The 19,126-nt window shown below is 35.6% G+C and carries 14 protein-coding genes and 2 pseudogenes; 3 read left to right on the top strand and 13 right to left on the bottom strand.

The genetic code is table 11. From position 1 onward, the window contains the following. Window positions 1-11: 11 nt before the first annotated feature. Together gatA and CCY99_RS00370 are read right to left on the bottom strand one after the other, a co-directional pair. On the bottom strand, window positions 12-1,358 hold the full coding sequence (gene gatA, locus CCY99_RS00375; protein ID WP_112059432.1) for an Asp-tRNA(Asn)/Glu-tRNA(Gln) amidotransferase subunit GatA: 1,347 nt from the start codon (window positions 1,356-1,358) through the stop codon (window positions 12-14). An 80-nt stretch (window positions 1,359-1,438) separates the two neighbouring features. Beyond that, complete coding sequence (locus CCY99_RS00370) at window positions 1,439-2,437, bottom strand: hypothetical protein (RefSeq protein WP_112059431.1); 999 nt, start codon at window positions 2,435-2,437, stop codon at window positions 1,439-1,441. A gap of 82 nt (window positions 2,438-2,519) precedes the next feature. Here CCY99_RS00370 and CCY99_RS00365 point away from each other — a divergent pair, with 82 nt between their 5' ends. Further along, entirely contained in the window at window positions 2,520-3,647 is a 1,128-nt protein-coding gene (locus tag CCY99_RS00365; RefSeq protein ID WP_112059430.1) for a glycosyltransferase, read from the top strand. Between the two features lie 62 nt (window positions 3,648-3,709). Here the strand turns inward: CCY99_RS00365 and CCY99_RS00360 are convergent, their stop codons facing one another. From CCY99_RS00360 to CCY99_RS10010, 5 genes and pseudogenes are all read right to left on the bottom strand, one after another. After that, window positions 3,710-5,677, bottom strand: coding sequence for a glucosyltransferase domain-containing protein (locus CCY99_RS00360; RefSeq protein ID WP_112059429.1), 1,968 nt, complete (start codon window positions 5,675-5,677; stop codon window positions 3,710-3,712). Between the two features lie 2 nt (window positions 5,678-5,679). Then, window positions 5,680-6,801, bottom strand: a complete 1,122-nt coding sequence (locus tag CCY99_RS00355; protein WP_181646775.1) for a glycosyltransferase family 2 protein — start codon at window positions 6,799-6,801, stop codon at window positions 5,680-5,682. 51 nt (window positions 6,802-6,852) lie between these two features. Further along, window positions 6,853-7,584 (bottom strand): rhodanese-like domain-containing protein, encoded by a 732-nt coding sequence (locus CCY99_RS00350; protein ID WP_181646774.1) that lies wholly within the window; start codon window positions 7,582-7,584, stop codon window positions 6,853-6,855. 21 nt (window positions 7,585-7,605) lie between these two features. Next, window positions 7,606-8,850, bottom strand: a pseudogene (locus CCY99_RS10015) (class I tRNA ligase family protein); the annotation flags it as partial. A 174-nt stretch (window positions 8,851-9,024) separates the two neighbouring features. Beyond that, window positions 9,025-10,707, bottom strand: a pseudogene (locus CCY99_RS10010) (valine--tRNA ligase); the annotation flags it as partial. A gap of 143 nt (window positions 10,708-10,850) precedes the next feature. Between CCY99_RS10010 and fliW the strand changes: the two are divergent. Beyond that, window positions 10,851-11,228 (top strand): flagellar assembly protein FliW, encoded by a 378-nt coding sequence (gene fliW / locus CCY99_RS00340; RefSeq protein WP_112059425.1) that lies wholly within the window; start codon window positions 10,851-10,853, stop codon window positions 11,226-11,228. A gap of 5 nt (window positions 11,229-11,233) precedes the next feature. Beyond that, on the top strand, window positions 11,234-13,228 hold the full coding sequence (locus CCY99_RS00335) for an ATP-dependent helicase (RefSeq protein WP_258442866.1): 1,995 nt from the start codon (window positions 11,234-11,236) through the stop codon (window positions 13,226-13,228). 86 nt (window positions 13,229-13,314) lie between these two features. Here the strand turns inward: CCY99_RS00335 and CCY99_RS00330 are convergent, their stop codons facing one another. From CCY99_RS00330 to rplI, 6 genes are all read right to left on the bottom strand, one after another. Further along, the gene (locus CCY99_RS00330; RefSeq protein WP_258442865.1) at window positions 13,315-14,298 is read right to left on the bottom strand and encodes a L,D-transpeptidase family protein; all 984 of its coding nucleotides are present in this window, start codon (window positions 14,296-14,298) and stop codon (window positions 13,315-13,317) included. A 60-nt stretch (window positions 14,299-14,358) separates the two neighbouring features. Next, window positions 14,359-15,780: an amidohydrolase family protein gene (locus tag CCY99_RS00325; protein ID WP_112059423.1), complete on the bottom strand. Its 1,422-nt coding sequence runs from the start codon at window positions 15,778-15,780 to the stop codon at window positions 14,359-14,361. A 102-nt stretch (window positions 15,781-15,882) separates the two neighbouring features. After that, window positions 15,883-16,773 (bottom strand): GTPase Era, encoded by an 891-nt coding sequence (gene era / locus CCY99_RS00320; RefSeq protein ID WP_112059422.1) that lies wholly within the window; start codon window positions 16,771-16,773, stop codon window positions 15,883-15,885. Between the two features lie 8 nt (window positions 16,774-16,781). Beyond that, window positions 16,782-18,086, bottom strand: coding sequence for an HslU--HslV peptidase ATPase subunit (hslU, locus tag CCY99_RS00315; protein ID WP_112059421.1), 1,305 nt, complete (start codon window positions 18,084-18,086; stop codon window positions 16,782-16,784). Then, window positions 18,086-18,631 (bottom strand): ATP-dependent protease subunit HslV, encoded by a 546-nt coding sequence (gene hslV / locus CCY99_RS00310; RefSeq protein ID WP_112059420.1) that lies wholly within the window; start codon window positions 18,629-18,631, stop codon window positions 18,086-18,088. The genes hslU and hslV overlap by 1 nt, the downstream gene beginning before the upstream one ends. Window positions 18,632-18,661: 30 nt before the next feature. Beyond that, window positions 18,662-19,108 carry a 50S ribosomal protein L9 gene (rplI, locus tag CCY99_RS00305; protein ID WP_112059419.1) on the bottom strand — a complete coding sequence of 149 codons (447 nt, stop codon included), beginning with the start codon at window positions 19,106-19,108 and terminating at the stop codon, window positions 18,662-18,664. Between the last annotated feature and the right edge of the window lie 18 nt (window positions 19,109-19,126).

Genomic DNA, 19,126 nt, shown 5'->3' with positions numbered 1-19,126 from the left:
CTCCTTAAATATTAAATATTAGATTCTACATTTAGTGCGATATCTAGCACATCTTGCTCCCTAAAATGATTCCCAATAAATTGCATTCCAATTGGGAGATTTTCCCTGCTTTGTGCCACTGGAATGCAAATCCCCGGAAGCCCAGCGAGATTTACTCCAATGGTGTAAATATCGCTTAGATACATCTCTAATGGGCTTAGATTCTCCCCGATTTTGGGGGCGATATTTGGGGCTATTGGGCTTAAGATGATATCTACATTTTTAAACATCTCGCTATATTGGAATGCGATGAAGTCCCGCACACGCTGGGCTTTCAAGTAATACGCATCATAATATCCGCTGGATAACACAAAATTCCCAATTAAAATCCTCCGCTTCACCTCCTCTCTAAAGCCCTTTGTGCGAGTTTGGATATATAAATCTTTCAAGTTCTTTGGATTCTCCGCTCGATTCCCATAGCGAATGCCATCGAATCTGGCTAGATTCGAGCTTGCCTCCGCCATCGAAGTTATATAATACGCTGAAATGTGGTAATTCGTATCAAGCATACTAATTTCTTTTATGCTATGCCCTAGATTTTCTAGCTTTTGAGAGAGGGCAAAATACGCATCGGCAATCTCGCTATTTGCCTCTTTTAGGGAATCTTTTAGGATTCCCACCCTAAATTTTCGCTTTGGATTTAGGCTCTTAAATGTCTCGCCCAAATCGATATTTCTACTCGTAGAATCTAGCTTATCAAAGCCTTTAATAAAGTCAAACAATAGGGCGGAATCTCGCACATCTTGCGTGATTGGACCGATTTGGTCTAGGCTTGAGCTATAGGCGATTAGCCCATATCGACTTACGCTCCCATAAGTGGGCTTCAATCCCACGCAGCCGCAATATCCAGCCGGCTGCCTTATCGAGCCACCTGTGTCGCTTCCAAGTGCAGCGAGTGCGATTCCCCCTGCGACTGCCGCGGCACTTCCGCCACTGCTCCCACCGGGCACCCTTGAAGTGTCTCGCGGATTTAGCGTAGCCCCATAGAAACTGCTCTCAGTCGTGCTTCCCATCGCAAACTCGTCCATATTTGCCCTACCGAAGGGGGCTAGATTATTTTTAATTAGATTATTTATCGCGGTTGCGTTATATGGGGATTTGTAGCCTTGTAAAATAGCACTTCCGGCGGTTATTTCCCAGCCTTTGACATTGATATTATCTTTGATTAGGATTGGGATTCCGCTCTTATTTATATCAAGTGATACTTCGTCTATTATATAGGCATTTAGATTGGAATCTTTGATTTTTGTTATTAATTCAGTTTTTATTTGTTTTAATGTGTCTTCATCTAGATTTAATGCATCTCTTAGTTTTATCATCTAAACTCCATAAAAAATATTTTAAGATTATATCTTTTAGAATCTCTTAAGCTACTTAATTTTTTTAACAATAATTATTTTTATAATAATTTTTCTTTTTGTGTAATCATCACAGGAATACTGCCTTTTAGGTAAAAAGCAAAAGTTACTTTTTTGATTCTTTGAAACATCTTTAAATCTGCAATCTCTAGAGCATCTAAAAGCCCATTATTTTGGAAATTTCTTTGTATATGAAAAAGTTTTTTGTCATCTTGAACGATGCCAATTTTTAGTATATTTTTATTTATAATATTTATAGTTTTTAATATATTTTTAAGATATTTTATATTCGTATTATTAAAATCAAAAGAGATAATGTCAATATCTATTTCACATAATCTAATAATCTCATCAATACTGATATTTTTTTCACCCAAATATACATTTATAATCTTAGAATCTTTAGCCAATCTACTATAAAGTTTATAGTAGAAAGTATCATTTTTCGCACTTTTAAATGCAAGATATAATAAATTTATAAACTTTCCTGCTCCAATATCTAGGATATTATCGCAAAAGATTCCGCTAAATCCAAGACTTGTAGCTATATAAGCATCATTTAGTGAATGTATATCATTTTTTAAAATAGTTTTAATCTGTGGCGGAATTTGCATTTTTAATATAAAGCTATCGTGTATATTTTTACCATCAATCGCAATAATGGCATTTTGTAAATGCACTTGCGTTGTGATAAAGGCAATATCGCTATTATTCGAAATACTCAAGATTGGCACGATATTAAATTTTTTGCAAAGGTTTAGAATCTCTTTCAATTCATTTGTATTTTTTTCCACAAATACCATTTTAATACCATTGGAGCAATAAAATTCTAATTCATTTTTATTAGTGATATGCTTACTTGGCAATATAATAATATGTTGAAATATTTTCTTTATAGCTTTTATGGAATCTAGATTATCACACACAATGACATTAACACCAATATCAAGATAGATTCTTATCCTATCTATTATTTTTACATTATTTTTCGAATCATCAATAGTGCTAAAGATAAGGTTTTTAGTGAATATTTCGTTCATCATTTTATATTATTGTTGTTGATTGTCTATGATATAGAAATTAAATTATTGTAGAATTAGCAAAAAAATTCAAGGGTCTAATTTGACAATAGTTATAGTTGTGGATTGTTTTATCGATAAAAGTAATGGAACGGCGGTGAGTGCTAATAATCTAGCAAAGATGCTTAAAATAAAAGGACATAATGTTCGTGTGGTAGCACCTTATGTTAAAGGTGATGGATTCTATGAGGTAAAAGAGCGGTGGATTCCGCTTGTAACTTATATCTCACACAAGCAACATATGCATTTTGGGGAAGCAGATGAAAAAACATTAAGAGAGGCGTTTAAGGGGGCGGATTTGGTGCATTTTTTCCTACCTTTTAAACTAGAGATTGTAGGCGTTAAAATTGCTAGGGAAATGAAGATTCCATATATGTCGGGATTCCATTTACAACCTGAAAATATAACCTACAACGCACATTTGACAAAAATCCCATTTATACATCAATTTATATTTTGGTTATTTCACTATCGTATATATAAGTATGTAAAGCATATTCACTGCCCATCAAAACTAATAAAAGATGAATTGATAAAACATCGCTACAACGCAAAATTATATGTCATTTCAAATGGATTTACTCCGCAACTACAAAAGCTCAAAAAACAAAAGATTGATAATTTTTTCCATATTATAATGACTGGGCGATATACGCAAGAAAAAAGGCAGGATATTTTAATAGAAGCAGTTTTTCTAAGTAAATATGAGAAAAATATAAAACTTCATATAAAAGGATTAGGTCCAAGAGAAGAAGAATATAAACGACTATCCGCAAAGCTTACACATGGTGCTGATTTGGGATTTGTAAGTGATTTGGAGTTGGCAAAATTATATTCTTATGCAGATTTATATGTGCATACTTCTGATGTAGATGGAGAATCTATCGCTGCATTAGAGGCTATCTCAAATGGGATTGTGCCTATTATCTCTAATAGTAAAATGTCTGCCACAAAGCAATTTGCACTAAATGATGATTGTTTGTTTGAAGCTGGTGATGCGAGGGATTTGGCAAAAAAGATTGATTATTTTATAGAAAATCAATCTTATCTACAGGAATTAAGTGCAAAATATGAGAATATATCTCAAACATACGACCTTTCATCTTGTGTTGATAAAATGATAGAAATGTATAATGATGTATTAAGGGATTTTAAAAATACAATAGATTAAATCCAATGGAAACTAGTAGAATCTCTTGGATTAGAAAATAAAATATTAGGGATAAAAACTCATCATATAACCACCAAAGCTTTAATAATTCTAATCTTTCTAGTTATCGCGAGATAATTTTCCTTAAAAAGAATAGGGCGGAGGCTTAGGTCTTTATAGGTAGTTACATAGCAAGTTTTCTCATTTCGCATTTCCCCATTCTTAAATTCCCTATCTATCTTAAATCGCTCTATTTTATGAAAATATGTATTGGATAGCAATTCTATCTTATTTGCTGCTCTTGCACTATTTTCATATACAACACAATCCCTATCTTCTAGTGCATAAACGCCATATTGAAGCAAAGCAGTATAGCTCCAGCTCCAACTATTCTGCACCACAGGGACTAATCGCTCCATCAATGGATAATGTTCTTTTAGGAGAGCTACACTAGAGGAATCCCCAGCATTGCCACTTATGCGAATATTAAAATATTTGAAATCGTTCAATTGCGAATTATCTAAAAATTTCCCTAAATCATTAAATAGCAAGGTAAAGCGGAATCTTTGATAAGCATTATGGTCGTTTAGAACTTCTCCGTAGGCATTTGCAAAGGTGAGATTGTATTGTGTGAAACCTAGAATTATAATAATCGAGCAAATCTTTAAAATCTTTGTTTTAAAGCTAATAGAATAAATCGCTAAAATGCTTACAAATGCCCCAAATCCAATGAGTGAGCGAGGATAGTAATGTGGCAATACAAGTAATAAATATAGCCCAAATGAAGCGATAAATAAGGCAAATAAAATAATAATGCTTAAAAATAAAATAGGGATTTTTTGGGAGAATCTTTTGGCTATGGAACTCGCTGGATTTAGATTCGCTGGAATCTTAGAATCTAGATTCTTAAAATGTGGCGAAACTATCTTAGATTCCCACACGCTTTTTGCCACAAAAATCACTCCAAGTCCTACTACAAGCGATAAATAAGTCGCATTAAAATCACCATAGATTACATTTATATATTGATTTATATGCTTATAGAATCCAATAAAAAGATATTTAAGCGGAAGCATTTCGTTATTTGCGTATGTTTGAATGGGCGTATAAATGGCAAGTAGGAAAATAAGCCCAGCCACAAAATAGGACAAAAAGCCATAAATAAATATATTTTTTGCTTTTCCAATCTGCCCCCCCCCAATAAGGCTTCTAAAACTCAAGAATAGCACGAGCATAAGGTAGATTCCGCTACTTGATTGATAGCTTGTTAGCATAATTAAAATACAAAAAACAGAAATAATGAAAAATATCTTTTTATGGCGAATAAAAAGGAATGGAAATATGCTGGCTAGCACACCCAACGCCATAAATGGGGAATCGAATTTATAAGATAAACATTCCAAATAATATGGGCTAAGCCCCAATCCAGTCGAAGCTAAAATAGCGATTTTAGACTTTCTAAGTCGCCAATCAACTACATTTAATAAAACAATCGAAGCAAAACTCAAGAGAAAAATGCTAATAAATAGGCTATATGGGAAAATATTTAGCAAAAAATCCGCATTCAAACGCAAGATTCCGCTTAATAAACTCGCAGTATATCTATCCCACACATTAAAACCAAAAGTCCCAAAAATGCTTCTATCAATATCATCGATATAATTGAAATTTGCCAATATTAGGGAGAAAGTGCCAAGTAGATAGATTATAAATGCAAAAAGAACACCAAATTTATTTTCCTTATAAAATCGCCTTAAAATCGCTAGAAATAGCAAATCTGGAGCGGAGGTTTTTGCTAGATTCTTGTGGGTTGTGTGTGAATTTGTGGAATCTCGCTTGGAATCTGTGTGCGAATCTGTAGAATTATGTGAGGTTTTAGAATCTGTAGAATCCGGACAATTTATGGAATCTTGCTTGGAATCCAGCTGATTTGTGGAATCTTGCCGGTTTGTAGAATCTGCCGTATCTAGCCCTCTTAGAGAATCTACGGAATCTGTAAAATCTGCAGAATCCCCCAAATCCGCCGATTTTTTCCTCACATTTTCATTCATTGTCAATCCTCATACTCGATAAAATAATGCGGTCGCCCCTTGCTCTGCTCGTAGATTCTAGCGATATACTCGCCAATTACGCCTAGCAAAATTATCTGCAAACCCCCAAAAAAGGCAATGAGCGTAACGATACTTGGATACCCTTTCACAGGATTACCAAAAATAAGCGTATTTATTATCGTCCAAGCCCCATACAACGAGCTTAGAGCAAATATCACAATCCCAACATAAGTGATAATCTTAAGCGGCACCGTCGAAAAGCTCACAATGCCACCAATAGCATAAACAAAAAGCTTCCAAAAATTCCACTTGGATTCGCCCTCATTCCGCTCGATATAATCATACTCAACGACCTCTTTTGGAAAGCCCACAAACTCAAAAATAGCCTTTGAAAAGCGATGATATTCATTCATCGATAAAATCGATTGGAGAGCGTCCCTATGGAGCAGCCGAAAGTCCCTCACGCCTGATTGCAACTTAATTGGCGAAATTAGATTATTCACCTTGTAAAACATCTCTGTAAAAACCGCCCTAAGCTTAGAATCCCCACTTCTATCCTTCCTCTTTGCTGTGATTATTTTTAAGGCTCCATTGCTATTTATATACTTTTCAATCATCGTGCAAAGTAGCTCCGGCGGGTCTTGCAAGTCGCAATCCATAATAAAACTAAGCGTATTTTTTGCCGCTTTCAATCCAGCAAGCATTGCGGCTTCCTTGCCAAAATTACGGCTAAATTTAATTAGGCGGATATTTTTATCCTTTTTCTGCAAAGCCCTAATTTTATCTATCGTTTTGTCCGTGCTGCCGTCGTCTACAAAGATAATTTCGTAGTTTTTTAGGAGATTTAATTTGGGGCGTTTGGGCTTTTTGGCTTTTTGAGAATCTGTTGCGATTTTTGCTAAAAGGGCGGATTCTATGGAATCTTGGCTTATAGAATCTGCGGAATCCGCTCTTTTGGAATCTGTAGAATCTTGGCTTTTTAAACTGCTAGATTTAGCGGAATCTGCCGAATCTTTGGGAGATTCGCCTAGCACTTTTAGAAGTGTGGTGTAAAACAAATTGACATTTGCCTCCTCATTAAAGCACGGCACGATGATACTAAGGCTCAAATCTAGCTTTTTCATTCTCTCCCCCATTTTCCCTATTTTTAGATTCTTTAAATCGCTTGAAACGCCCTACATTTGGCAACATTCCGGCATATCAAAGCTAATTTCAAAATTATTTTCCCTCCAACTTTGGAAATTCCCAGCAAGTAAATATACATTTTTATAGCCCAGCTTCTTAGCCCACAAAGCCCCAGTCTTAGCACTATTCTCGCCATTGTCATAGAATATTATTTTGTTATTTTTATCGCCCAAAAATTCAAAAAACTTTGCTTGTTCGTTTTTCGTATCGCTCTCCCAAACTCCGCTAAAATCAGCGTTAAACTCGAAGTTTTTCGCCCCTTTAATAAATCCTAAAATATAGATTCCACGCGGAATGGTGGTAATAATCTGCAAATTGCTAGAATCTGTGGCACTTGTGGAATCCGCGGAATCTCCGCTAGATTTGGCGGAATCCTTAGAATCCCCGGGCGATTTAGATTCTGCCACCTTTTTAGATTCGCCGGAATTCGCGGAATCTATAGCATTTTTAGAATCTTGCGAGTCGCCTAGAGTTTTAGATTCGCCAAAGCCCCCGCCATAAAGCACTTTTTCCAACTCCACACTTGTAATTAATTTATAATTATTCTTAGTAGAATCTACGATTAGATTTTTAGCAATCTGCGATTCTAGCGGGTTTAAAACACCCTCAAGATTCTCATTAAAAAGATTTTTTTCAATTGTCGCATAAGATATTTTTTCTTTTTCTCCCCCACAGCCCAAAAAAATAAGCCCAAAAAAAACTACCAATAATATTTTTTTCACCAAATCCCCTTTTTAAATTACCTAGATTTCTAGCGCTTTTATCTCGCCCTCGATTTTCTCAAGCCTCTCATTTACGCCTGCAAGCGCATTTTGATTATCCAAAATCAAGCTTTTTGGGGCATTTGCTAGGAATTTCTCATTTTTTAGCATAGATTCTAGCTTCGCTTTTTCGCCCAAGATTTTCTCCTTTTTCTTTGCTAATTTTTGTAGCAAGGAATCCAAGTCAATCGCCTCCGTTGGGATATAAATCTCGGCACTATCACAAATATCAAAAATCGAATTTTTTGGCTTCTCTTCTACGAACTCGATTTTTTCGCATTTTGCAAGTTTGGGGATAAACGCCCTAAGCAAGGCTAAATCCGCAGTTTTATTAAGCTTGATGTAGCTAAGTGGAATAGTTTTATTTGCAAAGTCAATGGCGATTTTCGCCCTCCTTATGGAAGTAACGATGTCTTTTACTATCTCAAATTCCGCAACATACGGGGCTTGGCTAGATTCCGGAACTTTAGCGGATTCCGCAGATTCTGCGATTTTACCGGATTCTGCATTTTCCCTACATTGTGGAAATTTCTCAATCATAATCGAGCTAGAATCTTCCAAAATAGTCCCATTTATCGCCTGATAGGCAAACTCGCTAACAAAAGGCATAAATGGGTGGAGTAACTTCATAGATTCCCTAAAAATACTCCCAAGCTCGAATACAGCGTGTTTCTCCGCCTTGATTAGCTCAATCCCCCAGTCGCAAAAATCATTAAATAAAAATTTATAGATAACCCCCGCAGCATCGTTAAATCGATAGGAATCTAGGGCATTTCGCATATCTCTCACGCTTTTTTCAAAGCAAGTTTTCATATAAATCCCAAGTGGCGATTTAATGCCCTCCAGCGGGACAAACTCGCCTTTTTGCTGCTCCTTATACATTAATAAGAAATTTAGTGCATTTAGCACCTTTAGAAATAGCGCATTGCCGATATTTAGGCTCTTTTGGCTTATCCTAATGTCTCGCCCTTGAATGCAGTGATAAGCAAGGGTAAATCGCAAAACATCGCTGCTGTGGGACTCAATCAACTCAAGCGGATTTATCACATTGCCACGCGATTTGCTCATCTTATTACCATTTTCATCGCAAACTAGGGCGTGTAGATATATATCCCTAAATGGGAGCTTTCCAAGCATACTTTCCCCGCTAAAAAGCATTCTAGCCACCCAAAAAAACAAAATATCAAAGCTAGTAATAAGCAACGAATTCGGGTAAAAGTCATTCAAATCATTTGGATTATAGAGCGATTTTATGGCTTCAATCTCGGCACTCTGGGCTTTAATTTCGTGCGGATTCTGTGCTGGATTCTGTGCTGAATTTTCGCTTAAAGTTTCACGCGGATTCCCAAGAAGATTCCCAGCCGGATTTTCGCCCACATTTTGAGAAAGATTCTCCGGCACATTTCCCCAGCCAAGCGTGCTAAACGCCCACAGCCCCGAGCTAAACCAAGTATCCAAGACATCGCTATCCTGCCTCATTTTCGCCCCACATTTGCAAACGACCTCCGCGCTCTCACTTGCCACTTTCACGCCACATTTATCGCAGTAAAACACTGGGATTCTATGCCCCCACCAAAGCTGACGGCTAATGCACCAGTGGCGAAGCTCCCTCATCCACGCATTATAGTTATTTAGCCATTGCGTTGGGAAAAACTTCGCTTCGCCGTTATTTACCTTTTCTATCGCTTCTTGGGCGATTTTCTTATCCACGAACCACTGCGTGGAGATATATGGCTCCACCACATTTCCACAACGATAGCACTTGCCAATTTTGTTGTTATAATCTTCTATTTTTTCGATGTAGCCGGCGTTTTGGAGTGCCTCTACGATTTTGTCCCTCGCCTCCAATCGCTCCAATCCAGCGAACTCTCCGCAATAATCATTCAAAATCCCATTTTTATCAAATATGGTGATAAAGTCCAAATTATGGCGTTTGCCGACCTCATAGTCGTTAATATCATGTGCTGGAGTTACCTTCACGCAGCCCGTGCCAAACTCCATATCCACATAGGAATCCGCAATAATGCTAATCTCCTTATTCACCAATGGCAAACGCACTTTTCGCCCCACTAGGTGCTTAAAGCGAGAATCTTCTGGATTAACCATAACGGCAGTATCGCCAAAATAAGTCTCCGGGCGCGTTGTGGCGACGATGATGTAGTCTTTGGGGTTTGTGGAATCTCGTGGGGAATCTGTGGAATCTAGATTCGCGGAATCTTGTGTAAATTGGGCGGAATCCGCGGAATCTAGATTCTTGGAATCTCGTGGTGAATCTACTAAAGAGCCACCACTAACAGCGAAGCTTTTAGCTTCGCCTTCTCGGAGCGAAGTCTCCGAAGCTTCAGGGGTTTCGAAAGGGCAACGCCCTTCGTCGCAAGGACGGACTTCGTTCGTCCGCGAAGTGGAATCAATAGAATCTGCGAGAAAATATCTAATATAATACAATTTCCCAGCGTTTTCCTCATACTCGACCTCAATGTCGCTTAAAGCTCCATCGTGGGTGCACCAATTCACCATATAATTATCTTGGAAAATCAGTCCGCGGTTATACCACTCTACAAATGCCTTTTTGACGGCATTTTGCAACCCCTTATCCATAGTGAAGCGAAGTCGTTCCCAGTTTGGCGACGCCCCAAGTCGCCTTAGCTGCGAGAGTATCATTCCCCCGCTTTCCTCTTTCCACTTCCATACCGCATCTAAAAATGCCTCTCTGCCAATATCCTCTTTTTTTATACCCTTTGCTAGGAGCTGTTTTTCTACGATATTTTGCGTGGCAATCCCAGCGTGGTCGATTCCGGGCTGCCAAAGCACACGAAAGCCGTCCATTCGCTTATATCGCGTGATAATATCTTGCAAAGTGTAGGTGAGCGCGTGTCCCATATGAAGGGCTCCGGTGATATTTGGCGGAGGCATCATAATGCAGAAATTCTTGCCATTTTGTATCGCCTTATTAGAATCTAGCTTGAAATAGCCTCGCTCCTCCCATATCGCGTAATATCTCGGCTCAAATTCACTTGGATTATAATTATTGTGGCTTTGTGGAGTTTTCCCTTGTGGTGCATTTTGCAAATCTTTATCATTCATTTGTTTAAAACCTTTAGAATCTTAATTTTACCTTAATCCCATTTTTAATATTTGGCACGAAAATTGCTTGTTGCTTTATGTTTTTGTGTTAATTTGGATTTATAATTCTATCCAAAAACAAATTAAATTATTAGGAATGGCAAGTGATTTTTGAAATAGTGTCGCCTATTTTGGGCTTTGAAGATATAAAAGTGCTTGAGTTGAAAAAAATAGATGATTTTTTTGTAAATATTACTACAAATAATGGACTTTCTTGGACATTAGTGAATCCATTTGTTTTACGAAAATACTCATTTGATATTCCATTGTATGCACAAATTTTATTAGATATGCAAAAAGATTCTAGTATAGAAGTCTATTGTATGGTTGTTTTGCAGAATCCACTTGAAGATTCTAAGGTGAATTTCCTAGCACCTTTAATTTTTAATATGTATAATAAAAAGGCTATACAGGTGGTTTTTTCATCATTGGATTATCCTGAATTTGCGAAGTTTCAACCTTTAAAGGAATTTGTAAAATAACTGCTTTGTTAAATAAAGAGCAGCTTGATGCTGCTAGTGCACCACTAGGACATAATCTAATAATAGCATCAGCAGGGACGGGCAAAACCTCGACAATAGTTGGTCGCATAGTTCATCTCCTACAAAGTGGCATTAGTGCGGATAAAATTATGCTTCTAACTTTTACAAATAAAGCTTCTAGTGAGATGATTAAACGATTAGAATCTCATTTTTCAAAAGATATTTTAAAAGATATTCAAGCAGGCACTTTTCATGCTATCGCATATAGATATTTAAAAGAGCATTATAAGATTTTATTAAAACAACCAAGAGAATTAAAGATTTTACTAAGAAGTATTTATAATAATAGAATCTTTAATGAAATAGCTTCTACTCCGCCATATAAGGCTGATTATTTATATGATTTATTTTCACTTTATATAAATTCATTTGATGGAAAATTTGTAGATTTTATCGCTCAAAGAAATGAAGAGCATAGCATTTATGCAGATATTTATGATGATATTTTTAATGAATTTATGGATTTAAAAAGACAATACAATTATGTATCCTATGATGATTTACTGATTTTGTATCGTGATAAAATAATAGAAAATAATCTTAGCTTAAAAGAGATTCTAGTTGATGAATATCAAGATACAAATCATCTACAAAATAGCATTATCTTAAACATCAAAGCAGAATCTCTTTTTTGTGTGGGTGATTACGACCAAAGTATTTATGCTTTTAATGGCTCGGATATTGGAATCATCGCTTCTTTTAAAGATAGATTTAGCGATGCTAGAATCTTTAGCCTTACTAAAAATTATCGTTCAAGTGGCAAGATTCTAGAAGTCGCAAATAATGTTATAGCACATAATCCCAGAATCTATCCAAAATCACTTGAAGTTATTTGCAAGAGGGAAGATTCTAAGGTGGAGGTTTTTTCATTTAGTGATACAAAAGAGCAGTATCAATACATTGCAAGGCATATCTCTACTTCTGCTACATCGCTTTTACAAACGGCAATAATATTTAGAAATAATATAAGTTCCGATTATATGGAAGCTAGTCTTAGGGAGCTAGGAATTAGTGTTAGAAAAAAAGGTGGCAGAAGTTTTTTTGAGAGCAAGGAAATTAGCCTTTTAATAGATATTCTTAATCTATTTTTTAATAAACTAGATATGATGGCTTTTATAAATGTTTTATCCATTGGGAGTGGCATTGGCGAGAGTATTGCAAAAGATATTTATGATTGTTTGATATTTCTTGGGAATGGAAATATTAAAGATGGGCTATTAAATCCCAAAGATAGCAATAAACCATATAAAAATAAGCTTAGAAATGCACAACTTGGGCTTTTTGATGATATTTTTATACAAGAAGATAGAGCTAGATTTGATAGATATTTAAGCAGTGATTTTGCTTCACATTTGCTATTATCACACCCAAAATTAACCTCCAAAAGTGCAGTTTTTATCAATAAATTTTATAAGCTTTTTTTGATTAAACGAGATAATTTAGATAATCTTTTTAAAGAGATTATAAATAGTGATTTTTTTGCTGAGATAAAAAATAGCTTAAGCATAAGTCGTGTAAAAAATAAATATAAAAGTATCAATGATATAAAAATAAGGGAAGAAAAAGATAATATTGATAAGAAAGTCTCCATACTCTACAATCTATCAAAATCCTATAATGATTTGGGACGATTTTTGAATTCTATTACATTAAATAGTGCGGAATCTAGTAGTGGCGATGGTGTGAATTTGCTCACCATTCACGCTTCGAAAGGTTTAGAATTTGATGATGTATATATTATAGATTTGATGGATGGGCGATTTCCAAATACGAAATTGATGTCTAAAACAGGTAGTTTAGAGGAAGAAAGACGCTTGTTTTATGTCGCTACAACAAGGGCTAGACATAATGTTTATTTTACTTTTGCTTACAAAGATTGGGCTAAAAATACAAACTACACACCATCAATATTTTTAAAAGAGGCAAAATTAGTTAGATAATATCTAATATAGTTTTGATTGGAATCTAATAAAATCTATTATAATAATGGATTTTATAAAATAAAGCGATTATCTATTTTTATAGATTATCGCTCCACGATTATACTCATCTTATTATTTTTTAGTAGCACATATAGCTCTTTTATGCCCTTAAACTTATATCCACCATCTGCTTTATAATCCTCAAAAAAGGTAATTCTAAACATATTTTGATTTTCCATATTTGGATATGGAGCGATATTAATCTCGCTAAATTCGATAGTTTTTCGCTCTTCTTTGCCAAAGATTCGTCTTTTGTAGTCTTTAAATGCATCAATTTTCATTCTATCAAATCGTGTAAAACTATCATCATAAAAAGATAGATATAAATCCAAATCATTATTTATCCACGCATCACGCCAGATAAACAATGATTGCAATATATCCACAATCGCACTCTTTGGCACTTCGGCTAGATTATCAATACTTGTGATAAGGATAGAATCCTTGAAATTTATAGTTTTATCATACTGCTCTAAGATATTATTCTCAACGACGATGCAACCTCTCGTGCTTTTCTCGCTCCTATCGCCATTTAGCGGAAGCCCGTGAATCCAGATTCCATAGCCTGTTTTGTTATTTAATCTATCATAGAGATTGGGATATGAGGTGCTAAAAGCAAGTGGTCCATAATATTGGTCTAGCCCACTAAGACGCTTATTTAGGTCATAAACGCCAATTGGAGTAGCCAAATCACCTTGAATCTTTTTATCGCCTTGATTTTCCCCAAATATCGCATTTGCCTTGCTTAATTGGGATAATTTATTGGAATCCACCTCGAAAAGTTGCAAGGAAGCATTCTTTTTTGAGGCGATAAAGATATATTTCACACTCTCATAATAGCCAAATTTCGTATCTTTTTTGGCGACCACACTTTCCCAATATTCCCTATCAAGCAGAGATTTTTCCAAAGTGCTTTTTATAGATTCCAGCCCATTTTCTCTATATTCACTTACAATCTCATACAATTTATCATTACTTGCATTAAGACTCACCCCAATAACCAACAAAAAACCAATAAAATACTTCAAAATATTTCCTTCGTCGTTATTAAATATTTCGTATTATACTAATTTTTTAACATTTTCATTTTAAGCAAGTTTGTTTTTTATAATCGCACCATCTTTTATAATTACATCAAATCTATTATCATAATCATAAATAATCTTAAAATCATTGATTGGATTCCCATCTACTAGGATTAAATCCGCCCAAGCTCCCTCTTTTATAACGCCCAAATTTGAGCCATAGTAAGGATTCCGCTCTCCGCATAATTCAAGTAATTTTGCATTTGTGGAAGTTGCCAATCTTAATGCATCAAGATTCCCCAAGATTTGCGAAAATAAATAAAGCATATAGTTCTGCCCACTAGCTTGAAAAGGTGAAAATAGCATATCTGTTCCAAATGCGATATTGCATTTTACTTTTAGTGCGTTCTCAACCGTTTTTCTCCACGCTCCATCAAGTGCAAGTCCCTTTGGGCTATCTGGCTTTGGAAAATATTTATTTGTTTCAAATGCTTGAGTGCTTAGCCACACGCCTTTGTCTGCCATTTTTTTCAATGTATCCACTTTTGCAAATTGTCCGTGCTCAATAGACATTATCCCTGCATCAACGGCTCTATTTATGCCATTATCATAATATAAATGTGCACATACATAAGTGCCATAATCCGATGCCGCACTAACAGCTGCTTTCATTTCAGCAGTAGTATATTGAAGCGAATCTAATGGGTCAAACTTACTTATAACTCCACCGCCTCCGCCGATTTTTATTTGACTAGCACCTTTTTTTAACTGCCATCTAACAGCAGTTGTTACATCATCTATACCATCGGCAAGGACAAAATCACCATTTTGCTCAAAAACTGATGGAACACCACCAAATTTGGAAGGTGGATTATTAATCGCTCTCATATCGCCATGTCCGGAAGTTTGTGATACAAACGCTCCACTTGGGAAGATTCTAGGTCCGGGTATAACTTTATCATCAAATGCTTTTTTCATACCAAAAACGCCACCCGCCATATCTCTAACAGTTGTAAAACCTCTAAGAACTGTATTTTCTGCCTCTGCGACTGCTTTGGTTACTACTAATCCATTATCTGGTTGATTATAATCATCAAGTCCAGCAGCAGCTAACATCGTATGCCAGTGGGCGTCTATAAGTCCGGGCATTAGGAATTTGCCATTAGCATTGATTACTTTTACATTTTTTTCATTTGAAGAATCTAGATTCTGTCCTATTTTGGCTATTTTATTGTTTTTGATTAAAACATCATTATTGCCTTTCATTTGATTATATCCATCAAAAACAACGGCATTTTTAATTAAAATAGTGCTATCTTTGGTATCATTTGAGGTTAGCTCTACTGCTCCCATTCCCCAATGTGCGTTTAATGTAGCACTAGCTCCTAAGATTCCAAGTGCACTTAATCCAATCAGGGATTTTCTTCGTCCTTCATCTACTCTTGTGTCTAGTGTGTTTACATTGCTAATCTTGATTTTTTTCATTCTTGTCCTTGTATTTGTAGTTTTAAATAGACATTTTTACAATATCTACTAGTAGATTATACGATTAGTTTAATTGATTTAATCTAAAAAGAACTTCACTTTTTAATTTATATTATAGCCGATTTCTTTTAGTAGTTTTTTATTTTTACTCCAGCCTTTTTTGACGATTACCTCTAGCTTTAGAAACGCCCTTTTTCCGCTAAAATCCTCGATTTTTTTCCTTGCATTTATGCCGATATTTTTAATCGAATTGCCATTTTTGCCAATAATTATTATCTTTTGGCTCTCTTTTTCCACGATGATTTGGGCGTAGATTCTATCAATCTCCTCGCTCTCCTCGATTTTATTAATAATCACATCGCTTTGGTAGGGGATTTCCTTATTGATGTTTTCAAACACGCTCTCCCTGATTTTTTCCTTATAAATCTCGCGTAAATTTTGGTCGCTAATAATCTCCGTATCGTATAAATATGGCGAATTTGGGAGATATTTCACAACTTCATCAAGCAGATTCGCAAGATTAATATTTTTCGTGCTAGAAATGGGGATTAGGGCGTGGTAAAAGTCCTTAAAAACCTCGTATTTTGCGATAGATTCTAGAATCTCATCATTTTTTAGGGAATCTATTTTGGTTAGCAATAAAATATGTTTTTTTGGATTTTTGGATTTTTTATTTAGCTCCAAAAATTCCTCATAATACCTTAAATTATCCGTGATTGGGGAGAGAAATACGACCAAATCGCAATCATCAATTGCTTTGAGCGATTCTTGGAGCATAAATTGATTTAGCATTTTTTCTTTATTGTGGATTCCGGGCGTGTCGATGAAAATAATTTGAGAATTTTTATGCATAAGGATAATATTCATTCGCTTTCGTGTGGCGTTTATCTTGTGCGAGACAAGGGCGATTTGTTCATTTATTAGGGCGTTTAGAAGTGTGCTTTTCCCAGCATTTGGGCGACCTATGATTGCTACAAATCCGGCTTTACTCATATCTAGTCTTATAGGATATATCTAGTTACATCAGCGTTTTGAACGATAGAATCTAATTTTTCTTCTATTTCTTTTTGAGTGATAGATATATTTTTGCCTTTTAGATTCGGTGCTTCAAAGCTAATATCCTCTAGCACTTTTTCTACAATCGTGTGAAGTCGTCTAGCTCCAATATCTTCGGTTTTTTCATTGGCGATAAATGCAAATTTTGCAATTGCCCTAAGTGCTTCTTCGCTGAATTCCAATTTTATTTCCTCGGTTTCAAGTAATAATGTGTATTGTTTTATTATTGAATTTTTTGTTTGGGTTAGAATCTTATATAAATCATCTTCGCTTAAACTATCCAATTCCACTCTAATAGGGAATCTACCTTGTAACTCTGGGATTAAATCACTTGGTTTACTCGTGGCAAATGCCCCTGCTGCGATAAATAAAATATAATCTGTTTTTATAGAGCCATATTTGGTATCTACGATACTTCCCTCGACAATCGGCAGTAAATCCCTTTGCACTCCCTCTTTATTTGGATTTTGTTTGCTTGTGCTTTGGTCTGTGGCTGTTTTATCAATCTCATCTATAAAAATAATCCCGCTTTCTTCGGCTTTTTTTAGTGCTTCTGTTTTGATTTCATCAATATTGGTTATATTTTCTATCGCTTCATTTTTTAGTAGCTCTTTTGCCTCTTTGACGCTTGTTTTTATTTTTTTCATTTTTTGTTGTTTTGGTAATAATTCTATTATCCCGATATTTGGTATTGGAAGTGGATTTATTGGGGCTTCTGTGATTTCTATCTCAATTTCTAGATTATCCACTAAGCCATCTTTGACTTTTTGCTTCATCTTATCAGCGGAGATTTTATATTCCTCTTTTTTTGTTTCATTTGCGGTATTTGGGAGGGGTGGGATTAGGCTTTTTGTGATTTTATCAATGATGTAGGATTCTATTTTATCGGCGTTTTTTTCCCTATATTCGGTTTTTACAAGATTCATCGAAGCATTTACTAAATCTCTAACCATAGATTCCACATCTCGCCCCACGAATCCAACCTCTGTGTATTTCGACGCCTCAACTTTGATAAATGGTAGCCCTAGAATCTTTGCCATTCGCCGTGAAATCTCTGTTTTCCCCACACCGGTATTTCCAATCATTAGGATATTTTTCGGCACGATTTCCTCTTGGATTTCTTTTGGGAGTTGCATTCGCCTGTGGCGGTTACGAAGTGCGATTGCAATCGCCTTTTTTGCCTTTTCCTGCCCGATTATATATTCGTCCAAATACTCTACAATTTCCTTTGGTGTTTTATTATCACTCACTATTTAAGCTCCAATAATTTTATATTTGTGTTTGTGTAAATGCAGATTTCACCTGCGATTTTTAGGGATTCTTCAACCAAGCTAGATTCATCGATTTTGCCAAGTTTTTCGCTAAATCTATCTAATGCCCTAGCAGCAGATAGTGCGTAGTTCCCACCACTGCCAATTGCAGCGATTTTCCCATCTTCTGGCTCTACCACATCGCCTGAGCCACTTAGAATATAGATTTTATTTCTATCTAAAACTATCATCATCGCCTCTAGCTTCCGTAGATATTTATCTCTCCGCCATTCCTTGCTGAAATCAACTACGCTTCGCTCCAAGTCGCCCTTTTTATTCTCCAAGATTTTCTCAAACATATCAAAGAGACTAAAGGCGTCCGCCGTGCTTCCAGCAAATCCGCTTAAAATCTTGCCATTATAAAGTAGGCGAATCTTCGTGGCATTGCCCTTTAAAATGCAGTTTCCAAAGGTTACTTGCCCATCTCCGCCAATCACTGATTTATTCTCGCCCTTATAGGCAAGTATGGTCGTCGCTTCAAACATCTAATTCCTTTTGCATTCCTTAAAATTAATTTATTGTGCTTCTATATCCACTTTGCATTTTGCGTGGATTCCAAAGCCTAATTTTAAATCAATCTCATAAACACCTGTGCTTTTAATTGGATTTTTTAAATCTAGTGCTTTTTTGTCTATGTCAATATTATGTGAATCTTTAAAGGCTTGTGCGATTTCCTCTTTTGTTATTGCTCCGTATAATGAGCCGTTTGCACCGACTTTTTTGGTGATTTTTAGTGTAATATTTTGCAATTTCTCAGCCAAGCTATTTAATTCCTCTACTAGCTTTGCTTCTTCCTCTTTACGCTTTTTCTCTTGGCTTTTGTATCTATTTATTGTTTCATTTGTGGCAATTTGAGCAAAACCTTTTGCTATTAAAAAATTCCTACCATATCCATCTTTTACCTCACAAATTTCTCCAGCCTTACCTACAGATTTTACTTCTTTTAATAATAAAACTTTCATATTTTTCCTTGATTTTTG

This window comes from Helicobacter sp. 16-1353, from assembly GCF_003288815.1.
In the GTDB taxonomy this organism is placed as follows: Bacteria; Campylobacterota; Campylobacteria; order Campylobacterales; family Helicobacteraceae; genus NHYM01.
The sequence above is the reverse complement of the archived record's forward strand: the minus strand, read 5'-3'. Positions and strand labels throughout refer to the sequence as shown.

What these genes read in the sequence shown, in the direction of transcription:
- gatA (WP_112059432.1), bottom strand. Translation starts at nt 1,358, where the DNA reads ATGATAAAACTAAGAGATGCATTAAATCTAGATGAAGACACATTAAAA.
- CCY99_RS00370 (WP_112059431.1), bottom strand. Translation starts at nt 2,437, where the DNA reads ATGAACGAAATATTCACTAAAAACCTTATCTTTAGCACTATTGATGAT.
- CCY99_RS00360 (WP_112059429.1), bottom strand. Translation starts at nt 5,677, where the DNA reads ATGAATGAAAATGTGAGGAAAAAATCGGCGGATTTGGGGGATTCTGCA.
- CCY99_RS00355 (WP_181646775.1), bottom strand. Translation starts at nt 6,801, where the DNA reads ATGAAAAAGCTAGATTTGAGCCTTAGTATCATCGTGCCGTGCTTTAAT.
- CCY99_RS00325 (WP_112059423.1), bottom strand. Translation starts at nt 15,780, where the DNA reads ATGAAAAAAATCAAGATTAGCAATGTAAACACACTAGACACAAGAGTA.
- era (WP_112059422.1), bottom strand. Translation starts at nt 16,773, where the DNA reads ATGAGTAAAGCCGGATTTGTAGCAATCATAGGTCGCCCAAATGCTGGG.
- hslV (WP_112059420.1), bottom strand. Translation starts at nt 18,631, where the DNA reads ATGTTTGAAGCGACGACCATACTTGCCTATAAGGGCGAGAATAAATCA.
- rplI (WP_112059419.1), bottom strand. Translation starts at nt 19,108, where the DNA reads ATGAAAGTTTTATTATTAAAAGAAGTAAAATCTGTAGGTAAGGCTGGA.